Genomic DNA, 20,757 nt, shown 5'->3' with positions numbered 1-20,757 from the left:
GGCTGATCTCCAGGAAGGAGGTCGGGAGCCGATAAGGGACGTCGCCGTGACGGTTGGCGCCTGATCCCGGAGGCCGGGCGGCCGGAATGCGACGATCAATTGGCTCCCGAGGCCCCGAGAGACGGGAGGAGTGGCCGCTTAGAAGTCGAGTGGCACACTCACCATCGTATCGGGGGGACATGGCTGCTCGGTCAGGAGATAGCCGAGGCGATTGACGGCGTGCATGCCATCGGTGATCTCGAGACCGTCGTCGCCCTCGATCATCGTCCAGACATTTGCCGCAGGTTGCGAGCGGATGAATTTGAGGTCCGGGCCGGAGGCTTCGAACAGGCATCCGCCCCGGCCGAAGTCGAACCCCGCCGTTGCGAGGAGATGATTGGGCACTGGCTGGAACCTGTCCACAAACTCATCTTCGGTGAGGTCCAGATATTGGATGGCAGGCGGTGGCGCGTCGCAGGCCTCATTTGCGGACTGACGCAATATTCCATCGTTCATGTGGTTGTCCTCGTTAAAGAGAGCCGTTGCCGGCACGTGCAGGCGCCGGATCAGGCGACGAGCGTCATCAGCGCCTGACGGTGCTGTGGCCCCGTGCTGGAGACGCGAAACGGCTGGAGCGGATCACCGGTGCGCAGCACGAATTGGGGGCGGCCCGTCTCGTGCCGCATCCGGAGCGCGACGGCATAGGCATGATCGAAGGACGCAAGTGCTGCGCGTTTGGACGAACAGGGTTGCATCGAGCAGAGGTCCGTCATGACTGGTGCTCCTCGGGCTGGTTGGGGTCCGCGAAGATGGGCAGTTCGGAGCAGGTGGGTTCGTCGCGGTCGAACAGGACCCAGGAGGCATCCCTGTCGAATGCCGAACTCAGGATCGCCCAGAACTCCTGGCTGATGTCGGGCGCCTCACCGCCGCACCCGACGACGCTGGTGTGGACGAAAAAGCCGTAGGCATAGGGCTCGATCACCAGATCGAGATGGCCGACCTCGACACGTCCGTCCGGCCCGCGTGGCGCGACGGCGATGAGGTGATCGATGTGACGACGCTCGGCGACAGGCAAATGAGCGGTCGAGCAGACAAAGAGTGTGGCATGGCGCATCAGGGATCTCCTTCGAGATGGTTTGGTTACGGCTGGAGCGACGGGCTCAGGCCGCTTGATCCAGCGAAAGCGAGATCGTCGTCCTGTCGCCGGAGATGGTCAGGCTGCGGTTGTCGGGAATGAGCCACTGAACGTGCTCGAAGACCGCGTCGCGCAATTGGGCGAGAAGCGCCTCGTCCTCACCCAGCAGCAACAGGTTGGCGAGATTTCGCGCTTCATGCTCGAACGCGAGCGATTGCGTATCCCAGCTATCGTGCCCGCAATCGTCAGAATAGCAGAACAAACTGGCGTGCATCAGGTCGGCAAGCGCGTGCGGCTGCACATTGGCCTTGCCGTCAAAGAGGATGGTCGCCTCGTCGAGCGTCCAGCAGGCATTGTTGCAGACCAGCATGTCCGTGGGCACGCGGTAGATGGTTGGTTCTGCCGGCGACGGGCCGCCGGACCGCAGAAGGATTTCGGCGGAGATATTCTCGACCGGTCCGGACTCAAATTCTTCGGGCAGGGCGATATCGTCGGCATAGCGATGAAGGACGCCATCGCGCTGCACGGTGAAACTGCAGGACAGGAGACGCGGCAATTCGTCATACCAGCGATAGTCCTCGAAATCGCGGTTCTCGTGAACCAGGGGACCACCGAGCGGTGTTTCGTTCGCAAGTGCGCGGGCAAGCGCTTGCTCGATGTCGGGTTCGTGGTCGGACATGATGATCATAGGGCCCGATCGAATGGCCGCGCCCTGGTATCGGTTGGACGTGTCGGCAATGTTCGGCGTCCAGGCATTGAGCCAGCGGTCGGCTTCGGGAAGAGCAATCCCAAGGTCGCGGGCACGCGCCCAGGCCTCGTAGGAGAGCCGATGAGATTTCTCGCGGCAGATGGCGCGGTAAAGCGCGATTTCGGCCGCTTCCCTGAGCCGGCACAGCGCGTCGTTCTCGACCATTTCCTTGCGCGCGGGGAGCACGAGCTGGAGCGCCGGCGCATCGACGATATCGACCCGCACTCGCCAGTTAAGAGGCTTTTCGATTTCGCTCAGGGCGGGAAGTCTGGAAGCGACCGTCACGCCGTGGAAATTGATCCGGGGGGTATGGACTGCCTCCATGGTACCGTCATGGAAGATGCCGATACGACAGCCTTCCCATTCCTCGATCTGGTCGGCGCCGGCCAGAAAGTCCTCGCGCGGAAGCTGCGCGCCCTCGAAATGAACGGGGAGCGGGAAATATTGGGCCGCGAGGCGCAGCGCCGACCCAAGCTGCTCATCCCAGGCGGGCGGCAGCATGATCTGGATCTCGGTGCCGTGCACGATCCCGCACGACTGGATCGCGAGCGGCACACCCCCTTCCCAGCCGTCAGCCGGGATATGGACCGCCCAACCCCGTCCCGCCGCCTTCGACCATGAGCGGACAACCACATCCCGGCCGGCGAGGCTGAATACCCCCATGCCGGCGGGATCCTCGCGCGTCCGAATATCCTCCTGCCAGCCCGAATCGCCGAGGCTCAGGAGGTTGGCCGGATCGTCGATCCCGGAGCCGTCATCGTAGATGGACAGTGCGGTGCCGGCTGGGAGATTGTAAACCGCGACATGGATCGCGCGGGCACCGGCGCGACGGCTATTCTGGAAAAGTTCGTTATGTTATTTGGAATTCGTGGCTTGGCGTGAGAAGCTAAGACCTACGAGTCACGCGTTTTCTTGAGGTTTTCTGGGCCTTTTGCCGCAGCTCGGCCGGGGTCGGACCGGACGGGGTACTCACATGACCGCTGTGAATATCCGATGGCAACTTTTTCCGCTTTCCTTCGGGCATCCCCAGGGGAAAGAGTGGCTCGATATTCAGCACATGCTCGGGTTGGCTTTCAATACCGTGGAGGCCTATGGCCGCGGTCTCGAGCAGTTCCTACGATGGTGCGAGGACAACGAGGTTGCGGCGATCTCTGCAACCCGGCCCGACATTGCCAACTACGTGGGTCATCTGCGGATGCTTCCCGGCGCCAGGATGTCGGTACAGGACGCAACGCAATCTACATCCGGCCTTTCCAGCGCCACGCTGCAACAGCGGCTTACAGCCATTCGTCTGTTCTTCGACTACCTCGTTGAAGAGGGCATCCGTACGAACAATCCGGTTGGACGTGGCCGGTTTGTCCCGAACAGGCCGTTCAGTTCAAAGCGCGACCGCGGTCTGATCCGGCGGCACAAGCGTTTACCGTGGATCCCTTCGGATGAAGAATGGCAGCGGTTTCTCCTGTGCGCCAAAGGTGAACCTATCCGTAATCGATGCATGCTGGCGATCGCATATGATGCCGCGCTGCGACGCGAGGAACTTTGCGCCATTGAGACGCGCGACATCGATCCGGCACATCGTCTGATCCTGATCCGGGGCGAAACCAGCAAGAGCAACAGAGACCGTATTGTTCCCTACTCGGAAACCGCCGGTGTTTTGTTTTCCGCCTATCTTGAGCATCGACGTCGGGTGGGCCGTGATCGCGGCAGGCTCTTCCTTTCTGAATCGCGTCGAAATTACGGAAAGCCCATCACGCTGTGGACCTGGTCAAAGGTGATCAGGCGCATCGCGGTCGCGGCCGACCTCGATAAGTTTTCGACCCACACATTGCGCCATCTTTGTCTGACCGATCTGGCTCGCGTAGGTTGGGACATACATGAGATCGCCCAGCTCGCCGGACACCGGAACCTCGCATCCACACAGCAGTATATCCACCTCTCTGGCAGGGATCTCTCCAGAAAACTGGCCGGCTCCATGGAGCAGATCCACGCATGGCGAACGCGCATGTTGGTCGAAAGCAGCCCGGAGCGCGGCCAATGAATCCGCAGACAATGGACGATCCCGAGCCCGCTACGCGGCATTGGCCGAATCCACTCGCAACGGCCGAATATGATCGATCGCCGAAGCTCACCGTGGGAGAGCGTTCAGCCATTCAAGCGTGGCTGAAAAAGCGCGTGCTGGGCCAATGGAGCCGCTTTGAATATCGCACGCAGGAGCGGGAGCAGCTCCTACGTCTGATGAAACCAATCGAAGACGCGCTCGCTATCATTGGATCGGAGGCGGCGGCCCCAAACGATGCAATGATGGTGCTCCTGAGAGAGTGCCTCTTGTTGAATCGTACATATTGGGGCTGGAAGGAACAGCATTGGGCAAAAGTGCTCGGCCGCACAACGCACGATTTCTTCGACAGAAATAAGAGGAAGGTAGCTACTGGCGTCCGTGTGGACATCGCAGCGATCGCCTATCTCCACAACTGGTTCACCAGCTATTCGACGTTGGCCTCAACACACAGGAAATCGTTGGCTAACCGAATTTTTGGTAGCGCGTCGGTGGCATCTGCGATCGAGCGGCTTACGACGCCTCTCGTCCGGTGGGGCTATCGTATCGATCCGAAATACATGAAGTTGTTCGTGTCATCGGTTCTGCTCGTGAATCGAAGCCCGCGCCTCGAAGATTTGAATCCGGAGATTCTGGAATTTTATCGCGCCGAGGGATCAAACGTGGAGCGGCGCTATTATTACGCGATTTCTAAAGTCTTGGCCAATCAAGGCATCCTTGAACAGCCGCTCGAGCGTGCGCCGCCGAGAACGAAACAAATAGAAAGCATACACATCGGTGTGGCAGACGAATGGTGCGGTTGGATTGAACGCTGGACGCAAACGACAACTATCGAAACCCGTCGAGGTCATCGAACCACACTCTATAAGGTTGGGCGCTGGCTGGCTGCCCATCATCCTGAGATCGTATCGCCCGCACAATGGACGCGCACAGTTGCGGCAGAATTCGTATCAGCGATGGCCAAATTGCGCGTCGGTCAATATGTGGCACCGGCAGCGCCGCACCCGCGGGCGGGTGAAGCGGTGAAAGCAAGCACGATCGCAGGCTTGATTTGCCAGGTCCGTGGCTTTTTCTATGATTGTCAGGAATGGGGTTGGATTGAACGCTCCTTCGATCCGGGCCGCAGTTTTGCGATACCGCAAAGTATCCGCGCTAAACTCGGCCCCAAGCCCCGAGTGATTGCCGATGATCTGTGGGCGCGTCTGCTTTGGGCCGGCCTCAATCTCGAGAAGTCCGATGTTCCTCGCGCTAACAGCAGCGGCCTGCTTTTCGACGTGGAATATATACGCGCGATAGCGGTCGTGTGGCTGTTCGCAGCGCTGAGAAACAACGAAATCCGTCGGTTGCGGCTTGGTTGCATCCGCTGGCAGCCCATGGATTCCGGCAAGGGCCCGCCGATCTGTTTGTTGGACGTTCCCGATCACAAAACCGGAAATTGCTATACCAAGCCTGTTGACCCGGCTGTCGGCGAGGCGATTGAAGCATGGCAGGCCATACGTCCGGTCCAACCGGCATACCCTGATCCTAAAACTGGCGACCTTGTCCAATTCCTGTTCCAATTTCGAGCCATCCCGATGGCCAACGGCTTCATAAATGTCCGACTGATTCCAATTCTATGTAGAAAGGCCGGCATCCCCGATCATGATGTTCGGGGCAAACTCACCAGTCATCGCGCACGGGCCACCATTGCCAGCCAGCTGTTCAACAGTGAAGAACCGATGACGCTCTCGGAACTTCAGGAGTGGCTTGGCCATAGGTCGCCGCATTCGACGCAGCATTACGTGAAGATCACGCCGACGAAGCTGGCCAAGGCGTATACCGACGCAGGGTATTTCGAGCGCAACGCTCGCGTGGTCAAAGTTTTGATCGACCGCGATCAAATGAAAAATCCGCAGGAGGGTGTCCCCTGGCTTCACTATGATCTCGGACATGGTTGGTGCAGCTTCGAGTTCTTCGACAGGTGCCCGCATCGGATGGCATGCGCGCGATGCGACTTCTACATTCCAAAAGCATCGTCGCGAGGACAGCTCCTGGAAGCAAAGGACAACGTCGATCACTTCCTGAAGGCAATCCCTGTCACTGCCGAAGAGCAACAAGCCGCCGATGGCGATCGCATTGCTATCGATCGTTTGCTGGCGCGTCTCGATGATGAACCTACCCCGTCCGGTCCGACCCCGGCCGAGCTGCGGCAAAAGGCCCAGAAAACCTCAAGAAAACGCGTGACTCGTAATTCCACATAACTGAAGCACGTCGCCGAGCGTGCCGTTGAACAGGCGCGAGACCTTGGTGATGAGCGACTGGCCGACCTCGGGCCGGATGATGGCGGGAAAGGACATGGGATGCGACTCCTGTCTGGCGGAGACCAATTCCCCGCCACATGAGCCCTCATCCCCCTCCCCTTTGGATCACGGCGGGATGGAACGGATCGGTCCAGTCGATGTGGTCGATGATCCAGTCGGGAACGAAATCCCAGTCGAAGCAGAGTGGATAATCGTTCTGGACCTCGCGCCAGGCAGCCTCGACGGCATCGGCCCAGCCAATCACCGTTAGTCGCAGCGCCGCGGTTCCTAGCGCATCGAACGACTTGCCGATCGCGGGAGCCAAGCCGATCGCATCGGGATCGGTGATCGGCCTGGTGCGTAAGGTCAGAACTGCCTCCCAGAGGCAGGCGGCGGTCTCGAGACTGGCTTGGGAATATTGAGCCATGACGGGTCCTTTCAATGTCAGGCGGCGCGCAGGTCGCAGCCCTGGTAGAGTCCGAGATCGGCTGCCATCAGCGTGTCGATGCCGGGCGCGAACCGGTCGAAGGCTGCGTTCAGATCGGCGACGGCGACGCGGTAGCTGGCCTCGCCGGGATCGAAGTCCAGGGCGAGCATCAGGGGGGGCAACCGAGCGGTCATCTCGGGAAAGACGGTGTGGATGATGAGCGCCTCGATTCGCCGCGCGACCAGGTTGAGCCGCGCGGCAAGGCCCAGGGGCGTGGCCAACTCACGTTCATACCAGGTAGCGGGCGCTACGACGTCGGCGATGCGGGTCGAGGGCACCCGGCCATTGCCGATCTGGGCCTGGATGACGACGCAGCGCGGGCGCCGCCGGGCCGCGACCTCGGTGAGCGGCACGAGGGCGCGATAGTGGTAGGTCGAGGCGGTGCCCGGGGTGCGGGACCGAGAGACGATGACGTCCATTGGTTGTTCCTTTGATGGTGGAGGCTTGGGGCTGCGCGTTCGGCAGCAGGGAGATCGCCGAGCGAAATTCGCCCGACGCCCCTTCAAAAAAAGTCCTCCCCTCCGGCTCGTTAGCGGGACCGTTCGGACTTCACGGCGAGGAGGTCTGCGAACCGGGCCTGGACCGCGGCAGCGTCAGGGAAATGGTCAGGAAGGCCGTGATGGGCCAGGATCGGCGCGCGGGCCTTCGCGATCAGCGAGGCCTCGGCCATGCTCGGCATGCGGGGTGGCCAGCCCTTCACATAGCGCAACTGCGGGGGCATGGCCGCTTCGAGCGCCCTGCGTTCCTGGGCTCGCAGTTTGGCACGCGCGACCTCGTGAAGACGTGCGGCCGACAGCCATCGAGGCGAAACATCGGCGAGCCATCGTTGAGGCTGAAAGGAGAAGGTCGAGTCCGCCTCGATCGCCACCAGATGGCGGTAGAGATCGAAGTTGCCAGGGGCGGCAGCGGAGGCAGCTAGGTCGTGCGCCGATGCAAGCACGCAGAAAGCACAGGACAGCCGGGTTGTCCGGTATTGGACATAGGCTTCGTGCAACGGCAGCCCGTGGCGCTTATGAATGCCGAACACATCGTTGGCACTCCAGTCGACGGCCGGATGCCAGCTGAGCATGCGCGTGCCGGCGGCGTTGCCCGGCTTTGCGAAGCGTTCGTCGGCACGGGAGACCGGCGTGGCACGACGGCTCGGGCTTTCATCGCGGCGCAGGCCGATGACCGAAACGATGGTTTCGCCCCGATAGCGGCGTGCGAGGTCAGGGCCGATCACCTGGACTTTCAGCTCGGACGTGCAGAAGCGCAGCGATGCCGAGGACCAGGGTCCGATGAGATTGTAGGTTTCGAGCGCCTCGTAGCGGCGCTTGCCCGACAGGAAGCGTTGCTCCCAGCGGCTCACCATGTCGCCTGCCGATCGGCTGACCACCAGCAAGGGCAGCCCAAGCCTGTCGGCGATTGCTGCGACCATCGCCGGGGTCGAGCGCCATTCCGCCCGGCCGAGGTCAGCGTGAATCGCGATCCGGCGATCACGCGGATGGCCCAGGGCGTTGAGCAGCGCGAGTCCGGCATGGGCCGAGGCGGTGGAATCCTTGCCGCCCGAGAGATTGAAGGCGAACCAGGCTCCGCGCCGCGCGGCGGCTATGACCCTATCGTCGATCGCAGGCAAAGGATCATCAGGCGCGGCAAGCAAGCCGCGCGCAAGAGCTGCGCCCATGCGGTGTCTCCTCACGGTGGATCGGCGCGACTGCGCGCCAGTCAGTGTCCGGCAGGCAACCTGTTGTCGTAGAGGGGCTCCGTGCCGGGCTCCCAGTCGCCGGGCATCCAGATCCGGCCGTTATAGCTGATTCGCCCCACAGGCGTTTCGGCCACCAACAGCAGCGCCTCGGGGTACATGCTGGCGCCCAGACCCAATCGGTCGCGGCGCTCGCAATAGAGGTCGGAGGCTTCCTTCCAGCTCGCTGCGGCAAGCTCGGCATAGCCTTTTTGGGCGATGCGAAAGGGTTTGCGCGAAGCACCCCGTTGCCGGATCCCGCCGAGGACCCGGGCGACATGTCCGGCATAGACGGCAACGGTAGCCCAGTAGGCAGCGACAAACACCTTGCGGCTCTCCCAGCTCGATCGCGAACGGTGGCGCGCGTCGGCGGCAAGGTCGAGCAGCAGCACTGCGAGCAAGGTGCGGGTATCGGCTGGCATAGCCTGGAGGAGGCGTGCGGCGGGAAGGCCGAGGACCGGATTGCGAACCTCGGCCCTGGAGGAGCGGCAGGTCATCGCAGGGGCCCTCACCACTCGAAGGTCTCAAGACCGTCGATGCAATCCGCGTCGCGGTCGAGAAGAAGCCAGCGGCAGCCCTGCGCGCGCGCGAATTCGATGGCGGCCCAAAGCTCGTTTGGGACCATCTCCCGTTCCAGGCCGTCGAGCGGATCGGTGAGGACGAACCAGCCATAGCCGGCCTCGGCGACACCAAGCGGGCGCGATTCCGGGACCATCGGCGCCCATTGGTCGAGAAGGTCGGCGGTGGCGGGACGGATATGGCTGGTGCTGATCACGAGATGGCGACCGACGCGTAATGCCTTCGGCGAGCCGATCGGCGGCGCGTCGACCGAGATGCGCTCGGTCCAGAGATATTCTTCTTCGTGCGCGTCGAAGTAGATCGACCCTGCGTCTTCATCAGGGAGCGTCGCGGGATCGCGCGTGTCGCGTATCTCCGACCACCATTCTCGGCAGAATGAGGCGACCTCTGCCATTAACGCCTCGCGGGTGAAGGCGGCATAGAGATCGCCTCCATGACGATGGTCGATGAACGCGACGTGGATATCCGCCGACCAGGGAACTACGTGGTTTTCCACGAGCCGTTCGGCCTGTGCCAATTCGTCGCACAGGATATGTCCTGCCGGGTTTGCGTCGGCGATCGCAGTGCGAGCGCGGGCCAGCAGGCGCGCAAAATCGTGCCTTGTCGTCTGGGTCATGATTCTTTCCTTGGGATGTGTCGAGTGCGCGGCGGGGCGTCCGACCGGAGCGTGTCATCAGCGCCGGTCGAGCGCCCGGCTGATGGCGACGAGCGCGTCGGCGATATGCTGCTCGACCTCGTGCGTGGTGATGCCGAGGCGCGCCGCGATCGCGGTAAAATCTTCGTCGCCTAGTAGATCGGCCATGAAAACCTGGCGGGTGATCTCTGGCAGTGCGGTAAACGCGCTGGCGTATCGGTCGATCTGCGCGGCACCGGCTTCGTCCAGACCGGCTGCATCAACGCGCACCCATGCCCGCACCCAATAGCCGTCGCCATCACGCTGGACCGTTTGCTCGTCGGGGTCGATGCGCAACATATGGGCAGTAGCCCAGCGTTCGCGGGCGGCAGCCACGATGGGGTAAACGGCCGTGTCCGGCGCAAGGAAAGCGTCGATCCGCGCGGCAAGCTCGTAGCTCGTCCGACGCCGGTCGCGTCGCAGGCTGAAGCGGGGATGGTCGTTGAAGAAATCGAGCGCCTCGACAAGGAGGGCGCGGGCGTCATGGTCGGGCATGGTGGGGTTCTCCGTTGCGCCGATCCCTGACCGGCACCCATCCCTGCCCCCTTCCCTCCGGCTGGATACGCGTGCGTCAGGCTGTGTGGGCGAGCAGCGGGAGCGCCGTCACGTCTCCGGCGGGCGTGGCGCGATCGAGAATGGAATAAGGCAGGCTAGGTACCGCCGGCGGCGCGATCCGCGCCGAATTGGTGAGTGGGAACAGATAGAAATGGTTTGGTCCGTTCCGGAAGCCGTCATGTTACGGCCGTTAACGGGCGACAGCATGTCGGAAGCGCAACCCGGCTGTTCCGACGATATTATCGTCATCAGCGTGCGGAAATCACGGATGAAGGGACGTTAGATCAGTCGCGACGAAGGAGCCGGCCTTCCTCCAGCACGACATCATCGAGACGAATGGAAATCGGCTTATCCATATTCGGGTGCACCTCGCCTTGATCGGTCGTGATGAAGGCGTCGTGCGTGACTGCATCCGCCGGGATTGGTCCATAATATGCGAGAAGCGCGTGATTGAATGCGCTGGGTGGTAGCTCAAGGGCCATGCCGAGAAGGGGCGTCCGGCGATGGCAAATGATCTCGCCCAATGCCGCAATAAACCGTTCTGGATTCCTGAGCGGATAAATATGACCTTCACGGAACGGCATTTGGTTCTCCTTCGTCGGCGCTTTATCATTTAAGCGGTCGGAAAATCATAATAGTCGCGCATTGCGCCGCCAGACGGATCACGTCCTTTATATCATTACGGTCAAGCGGCATGAGCCAATAACGGCAGTACGGTGACGTCACCCCCGGTCGCCGCGCGATCGAGCACGGGGTAAGGCAGGCTTGGCACCTTGCGGGCGGCGATCCGGGCGGCGTTCGTCAAAGGAAATAAATAGGTGTGGTTGCCCGGGTGCTTCCGGCGGCGCAGAAAACCGACACGTTCAAGATCGGCGAGCCAGTGGGCGGCATCTTCGCCCGAACGACGGGCCCGAGCACCGGCGGCCACCAGCTGTTCGGCTGCATAGCGCTGACCGCATTCGTCGTTGCGGATCTTGGAGATCGCCCGGCTCGAAATCGGCTGGCCGTTGGGCAGTATGAGATCGATGCGCGCTGACGAGCGTCCGGTATAGCGGCTGCCCATCACGCAATAGAGCGTGCCGACATGGCCGGGCATGAACACCTGACCTTGTTCGTCGGTGCGACGGATCGGATCGGCATAGGAGATGACCGACACGATCTCCGGTTTCTCGCGACGCAGCAGTTTGAAGGCGCGCGAGAGCATCCAGGTTTCGGCGTTACCGCCTGTGTCATCGAGCAGCACGAGGCGCCCGAGGTCGCAGGCGCTGCGCGGATCGGGGAGACCTGCTGATTTCGGGACGCTGGCATTGTTGACCGGGTGGGCGAAGACGCAAACGCCGACCAGGTCGGATTGCCCACCGGCGCCGTTTCGGAAGAGACCGACCGACAGGCGCGTGACAGGCATCGAGGCGGCATAGTGATGCTGGCGTACGAAAGGTGCTGCCTGTTTGACGGTATCGATTATATCGACGGCGAAGCGCCGGGGATCGATCTCGGTGGCGCCGGGCACCCAGCGGCAGCGCCGATCGCGCCAGCGTTGGCTTCTGGTGATGATCATGAGCGGCAACTCCGGTTGCGGTCGCGACTCCTCCCGCTGCGTCGCGATCGGCGGCGGGAGTAAGCCGGGCTGCCTATTGCGCGATCACGCGACGCGTGAGATCGGGGATGCGCGCATTGTCGTAGGGGCTGGAGACCGACATCTCGATCGCGTCGCGTTGGGCGCGATACCAGTCGGTCGCTTCGACCGTATAGGTCTCGGTCGCGTAGGGTTCGCCACCGCTGGAGAATTCAACGGTGACGGTGAAGGTCTGCATTTCGACCTGGGCGGATGCGTGCATGATCGGATCCTTTCGATATGAAAAGGGCGGCTCCGACCTGGGTCGAAGCCGCCTCGGGGTGGACGGGTGTTGAAGGTTGGCCCGTTGGGCCGGACTCGATGGTCAGGCGCCTGCGGCGCTGCGCCATCGGGCGGCGGCTTCATCAGCGGTCAGCTGGCCATGGCTCTCGGTGCAGAAGCGCTGGAATTCGGCTTCCCAGGCAAGGGACGTGGTTTCCAGCGCCTGGATCACTTCCCACAGGAAAGCCGTGGCCGAGCCAGCCTCGGCGACCGGGACCCAGAGGGCGAGATTGTTGCTGTCCGCGCCGCATCGCTCGCAGGTTTGGCTGTCATAGGTCGCGAGCAGCGACCATTGCTGGGTGGTCTCGTCCCAGATGGCGTTCGCGTCCCGGCAGATGTCCGCGCTGCCGCAATGACGACAGCGCGGCATGAGCGGAGCCGCTGTTGGCGTGACCGGTTTCGTCCCGTTCGCCAGCGGCGGATTATCACCTTCGGCGAAACCGGGAGGTAACGCCAGCGAGGGGGCCGCATAGGCGCTATCCACACCGGGCCAGATACCAGTCAGGTAAGTGGCGCCGCTATTTTCATAGTCCTCCTTCTGGCCTTCCCAGTCGTTGTCCTGGACGGCGAGCCGGCAGGCATCTTCGGCGGTTGCCGCCTGATAGGTCCGGTGCCGGAAAATCGGCAGCCGGTAGGTGCTTTCGATCGTGAAGCTCGGCACGGCGTCCTCCTCAGTTCGCCTTGGCAAAGAGCTTGCGCGCCTTGCCCTCGATCTCGAGCCGCGTGTCCTGGTTGGACTTCGCGCGTGCATGCGCGGTGATGCCCTGGACAAAATCGAACAGGCTGGCGGGCGGATGGCCTTCTTCGGCGATCACCGACTGGATGATCTTCGCGGTGTCCGCCTTGGAGAAGCCGTTCTTGCGCAGGAAGGAGTCGCGATCCTCGTCGGACCGTGCGACGATACGGCCGCGTGCCGTCTTGATGCCTTCGATGAAGCTCATGGCCGAGGAGTCGGCGAAGGTCTCGAGTGCGGGCGCTGCTTCATGGGCGAAGCGGTTGGCAGCGAATTTCGAGTGGCGGATGGAGATCTCCTCGAAATTTTCGACGCCCCAAAGATTACGATTCATGCAAACCGCGCGCAGATAAAAAGTCGCAATTCCCAATGTCTTGGAGCCGACTTCTGAGTTCCAGCAATAAAATCCGCGAAAGAAGAGATCGGGATCGCCATTCGGCAATTTCCCTGCCTCGATCGGATGCGTGTCGTCGACGAGGAACAGGAAAACGTCGCGATCCGACGCATAGAGGGTCGTCGTCTCGTGCGTGACGTCGACATAGGGGTTATAGCGCATCGAGCGCCAGTCGAGCACGCCCGGAACCTTCCAGCGCGTATCGGAAACGCCGTTGCCCGCGATCTTCATGACAGCCGCGACCAGCTCATGGTCCCAGATCCGGCCGTAATCGGGTCCGGTAACTGCCCGCAATTCAGCGCGACCCTCATGGGTCTTGAGAAGCTTCACCTGCTCGCCGCGATGGCTAAGGAGGCCATGCTGGAGATTGATGCCGGCGAGCGCGGCGGGAAGGTTGCGCAGATAGGAGGCGGGAGCGCCCACGAGGCTCGACAATTGACCGAACGACCAGTTGGTGGGGGCGATCGGCTCGGCTTCGCCGGGAACGATGAGGCTGAGGCGCTCGGCATTGTCCATGCTCGCCTCGACGCGGACGTCGCGGCTTTCGACGATGCGTGTGCGCGCACGGTCAGCGCGGCGTCGAACGCTCTCATAGAGATCGTCGAGGGACAGGAATTTCTCGTCGTCGGGACGCGAATACCATTCGGACGAGACCCGTCCGATATTGCGACCGCGGGATATGTCGACCTTGTAGGCGCCCGAGACCTGGGGCGCGTCGATATGCTGGGCAAGCGTTGCCATGGGACATCTCCTGGTTGGAACGGCCCGATCCGTTTCGAACCGGCCAACCCTTCCCCACCCCCTTCCCTCCCATCCCGGCGCGTGGCGCCTCGGTTCAGGGCTAGCGTGCGATACTGTCCCGGTAGATGTCGGCCGCCCATTGCTCGACCCAGAGCGTCGTCACGTCCTCGTGGCCGATGTCGCCGTCCTCGACGAGAGAACGGATTTCAGCGCGCGCCTGAGCAATTGCCTGCTCCCAGGGGTCGGCCGGGGTTGGATCCGACTGTGGCAGGAATAATTCGGACTGGCGGAGCACCGGAGCCCCGCGAAGGCGCGCGAACTGGCTGGCCGTCCATGCCTGCATGTGCTGCGCCACAAGGGTGTCGGTCTTCGGGATCCCTTGCGCGAAGGCATCGTGCCTTGCGGCCTGGCCATAAGCCTGGCTGTCGATCGAGGCGATCCGATGCTCGATCCCTTTCAGATGGGAGAGAGCGGTGCCCTTGATTCCGAAGCCATGCAACATGACCCCCTTCGGCAGAATTCGGTCAAGATGATCGAAGACAGCGATCAGCCCCTCCGGACCCGAGGCATGGCGGCGGCACATGCTGCCCACGCCGATCAGGGGCGTACGACCATAGTCGAGTGCGAGGCCGTCGAGGCAGCGCTCATAATCCTCGGGCCGCCGCCCCTGGATCACCGGCATCAAGCGGTGCTCGATGCCGAGATCGCGCGCGCCCGACCGGCAATCGAAATTGGCGCGGATCGTGCGCGATATCCGATCGAGCACTTCCTCGCGGTCGCAGGCGATTTCGGGCTCGACACAATAGTCCATGCTGGCGAACCAGTGGAATGGATAACTCGCCGCGAGCGTGAGATAGTCGCCGGTCGACCAGGGGAAACCACCATAGCGTGCCATGGCGACAAACCCGGCGGAATCAAGTGAGAGGCTGGCCAGTCCGCGAGCATTGTCGAGTTGTCCGAGGTTCCAGCCCTGCCATTCCGGCCAACCTTTGCGCCGGCTCCAGCGCGAGAGCGCGTTGGCCGAAATCAGCGTTGGCACCCGCATGTCGACGGCGCGCTTGAGGATTGTACCATTGCCCAGGTGTGGAAGGCCGACGATGATGTCGATCGTCATGGGGCACCTCGCTATCCGATCGACCAGCAGCACCAGCGTTCGGCGGCCTGGCGTGGGGTGAACAGGTCGAAGGCGTTGGCGCAAAAGGACTGGAACGCCGCATTGAGGGCAAGGCCGGGATTGCCGAGCCTTTCGATGACCTCCCACATGAAGCGATCCGCCGGGTCGGTCACGCCTCCCGGTTCGCTGTCGCGGCAGTGGGCAAGAAAGTCGGCGAAGGTGGCCAGATCGTCCTGCGTGCCGATATAGCGCAGGAGAAGGCCGATTTGTGTGGCCTCGCTCCAACCTTCGCTGTCGGCAAATTGATGGAATAGAGTGTCGGGCATCTTTCGCTTTCAAGATAATGGAGGAGACAAAACGTGGGCTTGTGCTCAGTCGAACAGCGGCAGGCTCGACTGACGGTCACAGACTGCACGGCCGCAGATGCCGAGGGGGCATGGGCCATATTTGCCCTCGCGGTCTGCGAGGAGGTCGCGAGCGGCATGAAGTTCGACGAACGGGCCGCTGTGGCCGCTGGGGCGCCGGCAGCCAGCGCCTGCGGGCGCGTGGCAATCCGGGCATGGGACAAGCAATACGGGATCGACGTCCCAGCATTTGCCGCAGCCTGGCTTGTTGCAGACCGCCGGTCCCTTGACGATGAAGGCCATGGCTCAGGCGGCGTCCCGGCGCAGCCACTCATAGAGCAGATGTGAATCGGGATCATATTCCGAGCCGTTCGAAATCCGCACGAGCTTCCCGTCGCAGGCGAAGGCGGAGGCGCGCGGAAAGCTCAGATAGGAGCGGCCCTCGAGAATGAGATCTCCTGAGCGAACCTGTGTGATTGCTCTCGTCGTTCCGAGCGAACGGTGTCCGGCTGGCGCATCGACGAGCTTCAGGCTGTCACCGGCTCTGACCTGCTTCTTGAACGCGGCAAGGGAGACTTTGGCTTCGACGGGATTCTTTGCTCCCCGACGCGCGGCCAATGCTGCCCAATAGGCCTGCCCGACCCGTGCCTCGCAGTAGAAGGAGCAGGTGTGGTAATCCTGGAGCAGGTTGGAGCGCGTATAGCCGAAGCGCTCCATCTGGTCGCGCACCGCGATAAAAAAGTCGTTCTGCGCGTCACGCCCGGTAAGGTCCGCTGGCGTGTCGAGTATCTCGGCAATGATCTTGCGGCCGCCTGCGAATTTTTCGGTCTTGATCGCGAAGCGCGTGTCGGGAAATTTGGTCTTGAGATGACCGTCGATGCGCGCGGCGAGCGTCGAGAGATTGTCGCCGGTTCGATAGAGGTCGCCCTCATAATGGAAGTTGCCCCGCTCATCGAACGGGGTCTGGCTGTACAGGCGCGTGGACGCGCCCGGCGTCGAAACGTCGATCATGGTTTTTCTCCGTGTTGAAGCTGTGGCGGCCGGTGCTGCGGCCGGCTGTTGTCAGGCCTCAGGGGCCCCTATGGTAATTCCATCGCGATGAAGGCGCGGGCGCGCTTCACGGCGACCTCATCGATCTGGCCCGCGACCTCGGGCGTGGTGGCCGCCAGGCGATCGATCGCGCCAAGCAGGTTTGAGAGCAGATGAAGCGCTGTTGGAGATGCCGTTGAACTATCCCAGCCCGGCGGCGGTCCGGCGTGGCAATAGCCATGATCGAGCGACCCGTAGCGCCTGACGATCGCGAGCGCCTGGTCGGCTGTTTCGCAATCGTCGAGCGCGAAGCGACACGTCATTTCATCGACTGTGATGCCGGCGTAGAAGAGCGCCGCGGACACGCCATTTGCGAGTGTGCACCGCATCGGGCGGTTCGCTTCACGGTGGATATAGGCGATGTTGCCCAGTCGATCGGTTGCACGAATTCGAACGGCGTCACGACGCGGTGCGGCGTTGGTCGTTCGAGGATTGTCGTCAGAGGCGAGCATTTCCGACCGGGCGTCGATCCATGCGCAATAGCCAAGACGGTATCGTCGTTAGCGACCTCGGTTTTCCAGTCGTCGATGGGATGGTCGGGATCGTCTTCCCAATGATCACGGTGGGTCATGAAATGCCTCCCTCAAGCGCCTTTGAAAGCGCTTCCCGCGTGAATTCCATTTCGATCCGGTCCGGGAAAACCGCGCACCACCCTCCGCCGAAACTGTCGAGATAGGGTTTGGTACAGGTGAAGCTCCAGTCGAACCCGACCGGGGCAATCGCCAGCGACGATTGGCAGCAACGCTGGATCACCCCGGCGATCGGCCAGGGCTGAAAATCGATCGTGCTGTAGATGGTAACCGTGCAGGTCTTCGGATCTTCGATGGAATTCGCGACCCGAATGTCGGCGCCGAAGTCGGGAAAGTTCGCGTCATCGAAGATGGCGGTAAACCCGCTCAGCGGTTTATCGCCAATGGTCGGCGGAAAGACTGCCTTCAATTCGTCACTGATGGGGTCGGGCTTAAAATCCCCCATGAGATCGGCGGCAAGCTGCCATGCTTCTTCGATCAGCGCGACTTCAGCGATCGAGCAGGTGAAGGCGAATGAGCCCTGGATGAAGTGGTCGGCCATGGGGCCTCCATGAACATAGTGGGCAGCCCAATTGCCGCGCCACCCACATCCACCCTCCTCCCCTCCCTTTGACTTGAGCACCGAATGAAGGCACGAGTTCGTTTACGCTTGCGCAAGAGCGTCTGGTTCAAGACCTGTGTTTCCAGCAAGAAGAAGGATGTTACATGGCCGAAGCCGAAGATTCGGGCGTCATGTCTTTGACCGTGACGTTACTCAGCGCCTATTTCGCGAACAACACGGTGCCGAGTGGCGAATTGCCGGCGCTCGTGGAGGGGACACGGCGGGCCCTCCTGGGCGGCGCGCCTGTTGCGATACCAGCCGCCGCTCCTGCGACTGAAGATGTTGCGCAGGAGACGCCCGTGGCGGCGCCCGAAACGTCAGCGGCTGCACCGACGACGCCGGTGCCCGTGCCGGAATATAAGCCGATGGTCTCCATTGAGGAAAGCCTGGCCTCGGCCGATCACATATTGAGCCTGATTGATGGCAAGCCCTACAAGGCCCTGAAACGACATCTGTCAGCGCACGGGCTGACCCCTGCGGAATATCGCGGCCGTTATGGCCTTCCGGCGGACTATCCGTTGGTTGCGCGCGGATATTCGGCGGCCCGGAGGGAAGTCGCACTGAAGCTGGGCCTCGGCGGCAAACGTAAAAACTCTCCTTCGCCTGTTGCCGAGAAAGTGTCTTCACCCCCAGTTACCGAGGCGACCGAGCCTGTTGTTTCTGAGACACCCCCGGCAAAGGCCGCGCCGGCACGTCGCCCGCGAACCAAGACGGTGGAGGCCGAACCGAAGCCTGCGGCCAAGAAGCCTAAGCGTAAGGCCTCTCCAGCGCCTGTAGCCGCGGGCGAGCCTGCCTCCCTGGTTGCCGAGGCAACAGAGTCTTCCGTTGCCGACACGCTCCCAGCAGAGACCGCTCAGGAGCGTCACCCGCCGGTCAAGGCTGCAGAGGCGGCACCGAAGCCCGCGACAGAAAAGCCTAAGCGCAAGGTCTCCACGGGCTCTACGGTCAAGGCGCCTGTCGTGAGCGCGGATGCGGCACCAAAGCCGAAGCGTATTCGGGCGAAAAAGACGGACGCTGAAGCGGCTCCAGCGGCTGAGCCCACGCCGGAAACCCCGCTCGCGGCAAGTTGATCGATGCGGTCCGGGCGCGCAGAGTTCCCGGACCGCCTTTCAAGTGTCGATCAGACTTCAGATGGGTCAGGTCCGCGTCATCGCCAGGATCGCCTCGATGACCTCGTTCGACCGGTCGAGTGGAATGAACAGCCGGGTCTTGTACTGAATGACCTCGCTGAACACGCCGTGCGCCTTAAGCCGTTCGCGATCCTCCGGCCGGTAATTGCGGATTTCGAGCCGACGTGACCCGTTGACGAGCGCGGTTGCCATTGTCGCGCCACCCAGGCCTGGGATTGCGATACCCGTGCCTTTCTGGGCGGCGGCGCCAAGTTCGGCAGCGGTTAGCGCGATCGTGCCGTCGAGACCAAACGCTGATTGCAGATCCGCCATCGCCGCCGCAGGGATGAGCCGCCCGAGGATCGAAGTTCCCTGACCATCGTCGATCCGCCAGACGCGGACATCATCTTGTGGAAGTCGGTGCCATACCGGCAGGAGAAGCCCGGTCGCGACGTTGACGGTTTCGATATCGACCTTGGCTTCCGCCTCGTTCGCTTCGGCTTCCCAGAGTTGCTGAAATTTGTCGCGGTCGATCTCTTTCCAGAGGCTGGCCCACATCGCGATTTCCTGCATGCGGGTTCCACCGGTCGGACGAACAAGCTGGCACATGGACACGATGCGCCCTTCCTCGTCCGTGATCGACCAGGACGGCACCTTGAGAGCGACGCGCTTGGACCGGCTGTTCCAGAGATAAGCGATTTCGCTCGTGCCGTCCCAGATCTGCATCAGCCGCTTCCAATGCATGACGCGCGGGCGCAGATGAAGCTCGAGCCGCAGCAACCTGGTTTCGGCCCCGGTCACCGGATCGGTGCGCAGCGTCTGCTCGGATCGGGTGATGATCTGTTCGGCGCGGATGGTCTCGACCCCGACGTCGAATGTGCCGGCCTCGCGCGCCGCATCAATGCGCGCCTGGATCAGGCCCATATATTCATCGAAGATCGCGTTCTGGGTCGCGATCCTGAGCGCGAGGATACGGTTGAGCCAGCGCTGGATCGGCGGCAGTTTCTCCAGAAGTGTGCCGTCCTCGTCGGTGAGCTTGAGGCCGGTCATGCCCTGGAAGCGCTCCATGTTCACGCTCGAGAGCTTGTTGCCATGGAGAAGATGATACCATTGAGTGAGGGCTTCTCGCGCGTAGTCGCTTTCCAGATTATCCGCAGGATCGAACAGGTTCTGGCCACCCGTCTGGCGCTGCCCGCGTGTCAGCGCGCCCAGACTGTCGAGACGGCGCGCGATGGTCGAGATGAAGCGTCGCTCGCCCTTGCAGTCGGTCGTCACCGGCCGGAACACGGGCGGCATGCTCTGATTGGTGCGATGGGTGCGCCCCAGACCCTGGATCGCGACATCGGCCCGCCAGCCCGGTTCCAGCAGGAAATGGACGCGGCGCTTGTCGGCCGTCCTGCAGGTCAGGTCAGCATGATAGGAACGACCGGTGCCACCGGCGTCGGAGAAGACAAGAATGGGTTTCAGCCCGTCCATGAATGCCTGGGTCTCGGAGAGATTGGCGCGTGCGCCGCGCCGTTCAAGCTTCTGGGAACCGTCGCTGCCGATGACGATGCGACGCGATCGGCCGGTCACCTCGGCGACTTGGCTCGTACCGAAATGCGCGAGCAGCGCGTCCAGAGCAGCCGGAACCGGCGGCATGGCGCAGAGTTCCTCGATCAGCGCATCGCGCGTGGCCAAGGCTTCGGCGCATTCGACCATATTGCCCGCTTCATCACGCATCGGCTCTGATCGGAGCGAACCGTCGCTGGTGGCGAAGACATGCATCTGCTGTGTCGGGAAGGCGTTCTTGAGGTAGTCGATCATGGTCGCTCGGGGCGAGAGTTCCAGATCGAGATGAGCGCGTTCTTGCGGAGAGATTTCAGCCAGCCGCCTGTCGAGGATAGCCTCGGCGGTGCTGACAAGTTGAACAACCGCGACGTTGCCGGCCGAGAGTTCGGTTTCGATCGCCTTGAAGACCGTCGGCATCTTCATCGAGATCAGCAATGCCGACC

The 20,757-nt window shown here is 62.4% G+C and carries 26 protein-coding genes; 3 read left to right on the top strand and 23 right to left on the bottom strand.

What is annotated here, in order from left to right:
- Positions 1-138: 138 nt before the first annotated feature.
- Genes BHQ40_RS14190 through BHQ40_RS14175 form a run of 4 tightly spaced genes read right to left on the bottom strand, consistent with a single transcriptional unit; the run spans position 139 to position 2,525 of the window.
- Positions 139-495, bottom strand: a complete 357-nt coding sequence (locus BHQ40_RS14190) for a hypothetical protein (RefSeq protein ID WP_070156520.1) — start codon at positions 493-495, stop codon at positions 139-141.
- 50 nt (positions 496-545) lie between these two features.
- Entirely contained in the window at positions 546-752 is a 207-nt protein-coding gene (locus BHQ40_RS14185; RefSeq protein WP_223806386.1) for a hypothetical protein, read from the bottom strand.
- The gene (locus BHQ40_RS14180; protein ID WP_070156519.1) at positions 749-1,093 is read right to left on the bottom strand and encodes a DUF5983 family protein; all 345 of its coding nucleotides are present in this window, start codon (positions 1,091-1,093) and stop codon (positions 749-751) included. The genes BHQ40_RS14185 and BHQ40_RS14180 overlap by 4 nt, the downstream gene beginning before the upstream one ends.
- 46 nt (positions 1,094-1,139) lie before the next feature.
- Positions 1,140-2,525: a hypothetical protein gene (locus tag BHQ40_RS14175; RefSeq protein ID WP_070156518.1), complete on the bottom strand. Its 1,386-nt coding sequence runs from the start codon at positions 2,523-2,525 to the stop codon at positions 1,140-1,142.
- 310 nt (positions 2,526-2,835) lie between these two features.
- Between BHQ40_RS14175 and BHQ40_RS14170 the strand changes: the two genes are divergently transcribed.
- Complete coding sequence (locus BHQ40_RS14170) at positions 2,836-3,900, top strand: tyrosine-type recombinase/integrase (protein WP_070156517.1); 1,065 nt, start codon at positions 2,836-2,838, stop codon at positions 3,898-3,900.
- Positions 3,852-6,158: a tyrosine-type recombinase/integrase gene (locus BHQ40_RS14165; RefSeq protein WP_139139308.1), complete on the top strand. Its 2,307-nt coding sequence runs from the start codon at positions 3,852-3,854 to the stop codon at positions 6,156-6,158. Before BHQ40_RS14170 ends, BHQ40_RS14165 begins: the two co-directional genes overlap by 49 nt.
- On the opposite strand, the gene BHQ40_RS26855 is transcribed toward BHQ40_RS14165, so the two are convergent.
- The 18 genes from BHQ40_RS26855 to BHQ40_RS14075 form a co-directional block, all read right to left on the bottom strand.
- Entirely contained in the window at positions 6,126-6,254 is a 129-nt protein-coding gene (locus tag BHQ40_RS26855; protein WP_255420425.1) for a hypothetical protein, read from the bottom strand. The two genes, BHQ40_RS14165 and BHQ40_RS26855, sit on opposite strands and share 33 nt — an antisense overlap.
- 49 nt (positions 6,255-6,303) lie before the next feature.
- Entirely contained in the window at positions 6,304-6,624 is a 321-nt protein-coding gene (locus tag BHQ40_RS14160; RefSeq protein WP_070156516.1) for a hypothetical protein, read from the bottom strand.
- A 17-nt stretch (positions 6,625-6,641) separates the two neighbouring features.
- Positions 6,642-7,103 carry a hypothetical protein gene (locus BHQ40_RS14155; RefSeq protein WP_070156515.1) on the bottom strand — a complete coding sequence of 154 codons (462 nt, stop codon included), beginning with the start codon at positions 7,101-7,103 and terminating at the stop codon, positions 6,642-6,644.
- Positions 7,104-7,213: 110 nt separating this feature from the next.
- Positions 7,214-8,347, bottom strand: coding sequence for a phosphoadenosine phosphosulfate reductase domain-containing protein (locus BHQ40_RS14150; protein ID WP_070156514.1), 1,134 nt, complete (start codon positions 8,345-8,347; stop codon positions 7,214-7,216).
- 41 nt (positions 8,348-8,388) lie between these two features.
- Positions 8,389-8,901, bottom strand: a complete 513-nt coding sequence (locus BHQ40_RS14145; RefSeq protein WP_223806385.1) for a hypothetical protein — start codon at positions 8,899-8,901, stop codon at positions 8,389-8,391.
- A gap of 11 nt (positions 8,902-8,912) precedes the next feature.
- Positions 8,913-9,599, bottom strand: a complete 687-nt coding sequence (locus tag BHQ40_RS14140) for a DUF5983 family protein (protein ID WP_070156513.1) — start codon at positions 9,597-9,599, stop codon at positions 8,913-8,915.
- Positions 9,600-9,656: 57 nt separating this feature from the next.
- Positions 9,657-10,151, bottom strand: a complete 495-nt coding sequence (locus BHQ40_RS14135; RefSeq protein WP_070156512.1) for an RNA polymerase sigma factor — start codon at positions 10,149-10,151, stop codon at positions 9,657-9,659.
- A 344-nt stretch (positions 10,152-10,495) separates the two neighbouring features.
- A complete protein-coding gene (locus BHQ40_RS14125) occupies positions 10,496-10,795 on the bottom strand; it encodes a hypothetical protein (protein ID WP_070156510.1) in 300 nt (99 codons plus the stop codon).
- A 101-nt stretch (positions 10,796-10,896) separates the two neighbouring features.
- Entirely contained in the window at positions 10,897-11,769 is an 873-nt protein-coding gene (locus BHQ40_RS14120) for a Mom family adenine methylcarbamoylation protein (RefSeq protein WP_070156509.1), read from the bottom strand.
- 73 nt (positions 11,770-11,842) lie between these two features.
- Entirely contained in the window at positions 11,843-12,049 is a 207-nt protein-coding gene (locus BHQ40_RS14115; protein WP_066044522.1) for a hypothetical protein, read from the bottom strand.
- Positions 12,050-12,151: 102 nt separating this feature from the next.
- A complete protein-coding gene (locus BHQ40_RS14110) occupies positions 12,152-12,769 on the bottom strand; it encodes a hypothetical protein (protein WP_070156508.1) in 618 nt (205 codons plus the stop codon).
- A gap of 10 nt (positions 12,770-12,779) precedes the next feature.
- A complete protein-coding gene (locus tag BHQ40_RS14105; RefSeq protein ID WP_070156507.1) occupies positions 12,780-13,976 on the bottom strand; it encodes a DUF932 domain-containing protein in 1,197 nt (398 codons plus the stop codon).
- A gap of 100 nt (positions 13,977-14,076) precedes the next feature.
- The gene (locus BHQ40_RS14100) at positions 14,077-15,090 is read right to left on the bottom strand and encodes a deazapurine DNA modification protein DpdA family protein (RefSeq protein WP_070156506.1); all 1,014 of its coding nucleotides are present in this window, start codon (positions 15,088-15,090) and stop codon (positions 14,077-14,079) included.
- Positions 15,091-15,101: 11 nt separating this feature from the next.
- Positions 15,102-15,416 (bottom strand): hypothetical protein, encoded by a 315-nt coding sequence (locus BHQ40_RS14095; RefSeq protein WP_070156505.1) that lies wholly within the window; start codon positions 15,414-15,416, stop codon positions 15,102-15,104.
- Positions 15,417-15,461: 45 nt separating this feature from the next.
- Entirely contained in the window at positions 15,462-15,737 is a 276-nt protein-coding gene (locus BHQ40_RS14090) for a zinc finger domain-containing protein (RefSeq protein ID WP_070156504.1), read from the bottom strand.
- Positions 15,738-15,740: 3 nt separating this feature from the next.
- Positions 15,741-16,445 carry a hypothetical protein gene (locus tag BHQ40_RS14085; RefSeq protein WP_070156503.1) on the bottom strand — a complete coding sequence of 235 codons (705 nt, stop codon included), beginning with the start codon at positions 16,443-16,445 and terminating at the stop codon, positions 15,741-15,743.
- A 68-nt stretch (positions 16,446-16,513) separates the two neighbouring features.
- Entirely contained in the window at positions 16,514-16,975 is a 462-nt protein-coding gene (locus BHQ40_RS14080; RefSeq protein ID WP_070156502.1) for a hypothetical protein, read from the bottom strand.
- Positions 16,976-17,090: 115 nt separating this feature from the next.
- Positions 17,091-17,594, bottom strand: a complete 504-nt coding sequence (locus tag BHQ40_RS14075) for a hypothetical protein (protein ID WP_070156501.1) — start codon at positions 17,592-17,594, stop codon at positions 17,091-17,093.
- A gap of 164 nt (positions 17,595-17,758) precedes the next feature.
- Here BHQ40_RS14075 and BHQ40_RS14070 point away from each other — a divergent pair, with 164 nt between their 5' ends.
- Entirely contained in the window at positions 17,759-18,724 is a 966-nt protein-coding gene (locus BHQ40_RS14070; RefSeq protein ID WP_070156500.1) for a Ros/MucR family transcriptional regulator, read from the top strand.
- 66 nt (positions 18,725-18,790) lie between these two features.
- On the opposite strand, the gene BHQ40_RS14065 is transcribed toward BHQ40_RS14070, so the two are convergent.
- The coding region (locus BHQ40_RS14065) for a strawberry notch C-terminal domain-containing protein (RefSeq protein WP_171905856.1) at positions 18,791-20,757 on the bottom strand (1,967 nt) is incomplete at its 5' end.

Source organism: Sphingobium phenoxybenzoativorans, from assembly GCF_001757355.1.
Classification (GTDB): Bacteria; Pseudomonadota; Alphaproteobacteria; order Sphingomonadales; family Sphingomonadaceae; genus Sphingobium; species Sphingobium phenoxybenzoativorans.
The sequence above is the reverse complement of the archived record's forward strand: the minus strand, read 5'-3'. Positions and strand labels throughout refer to the sequence as shown.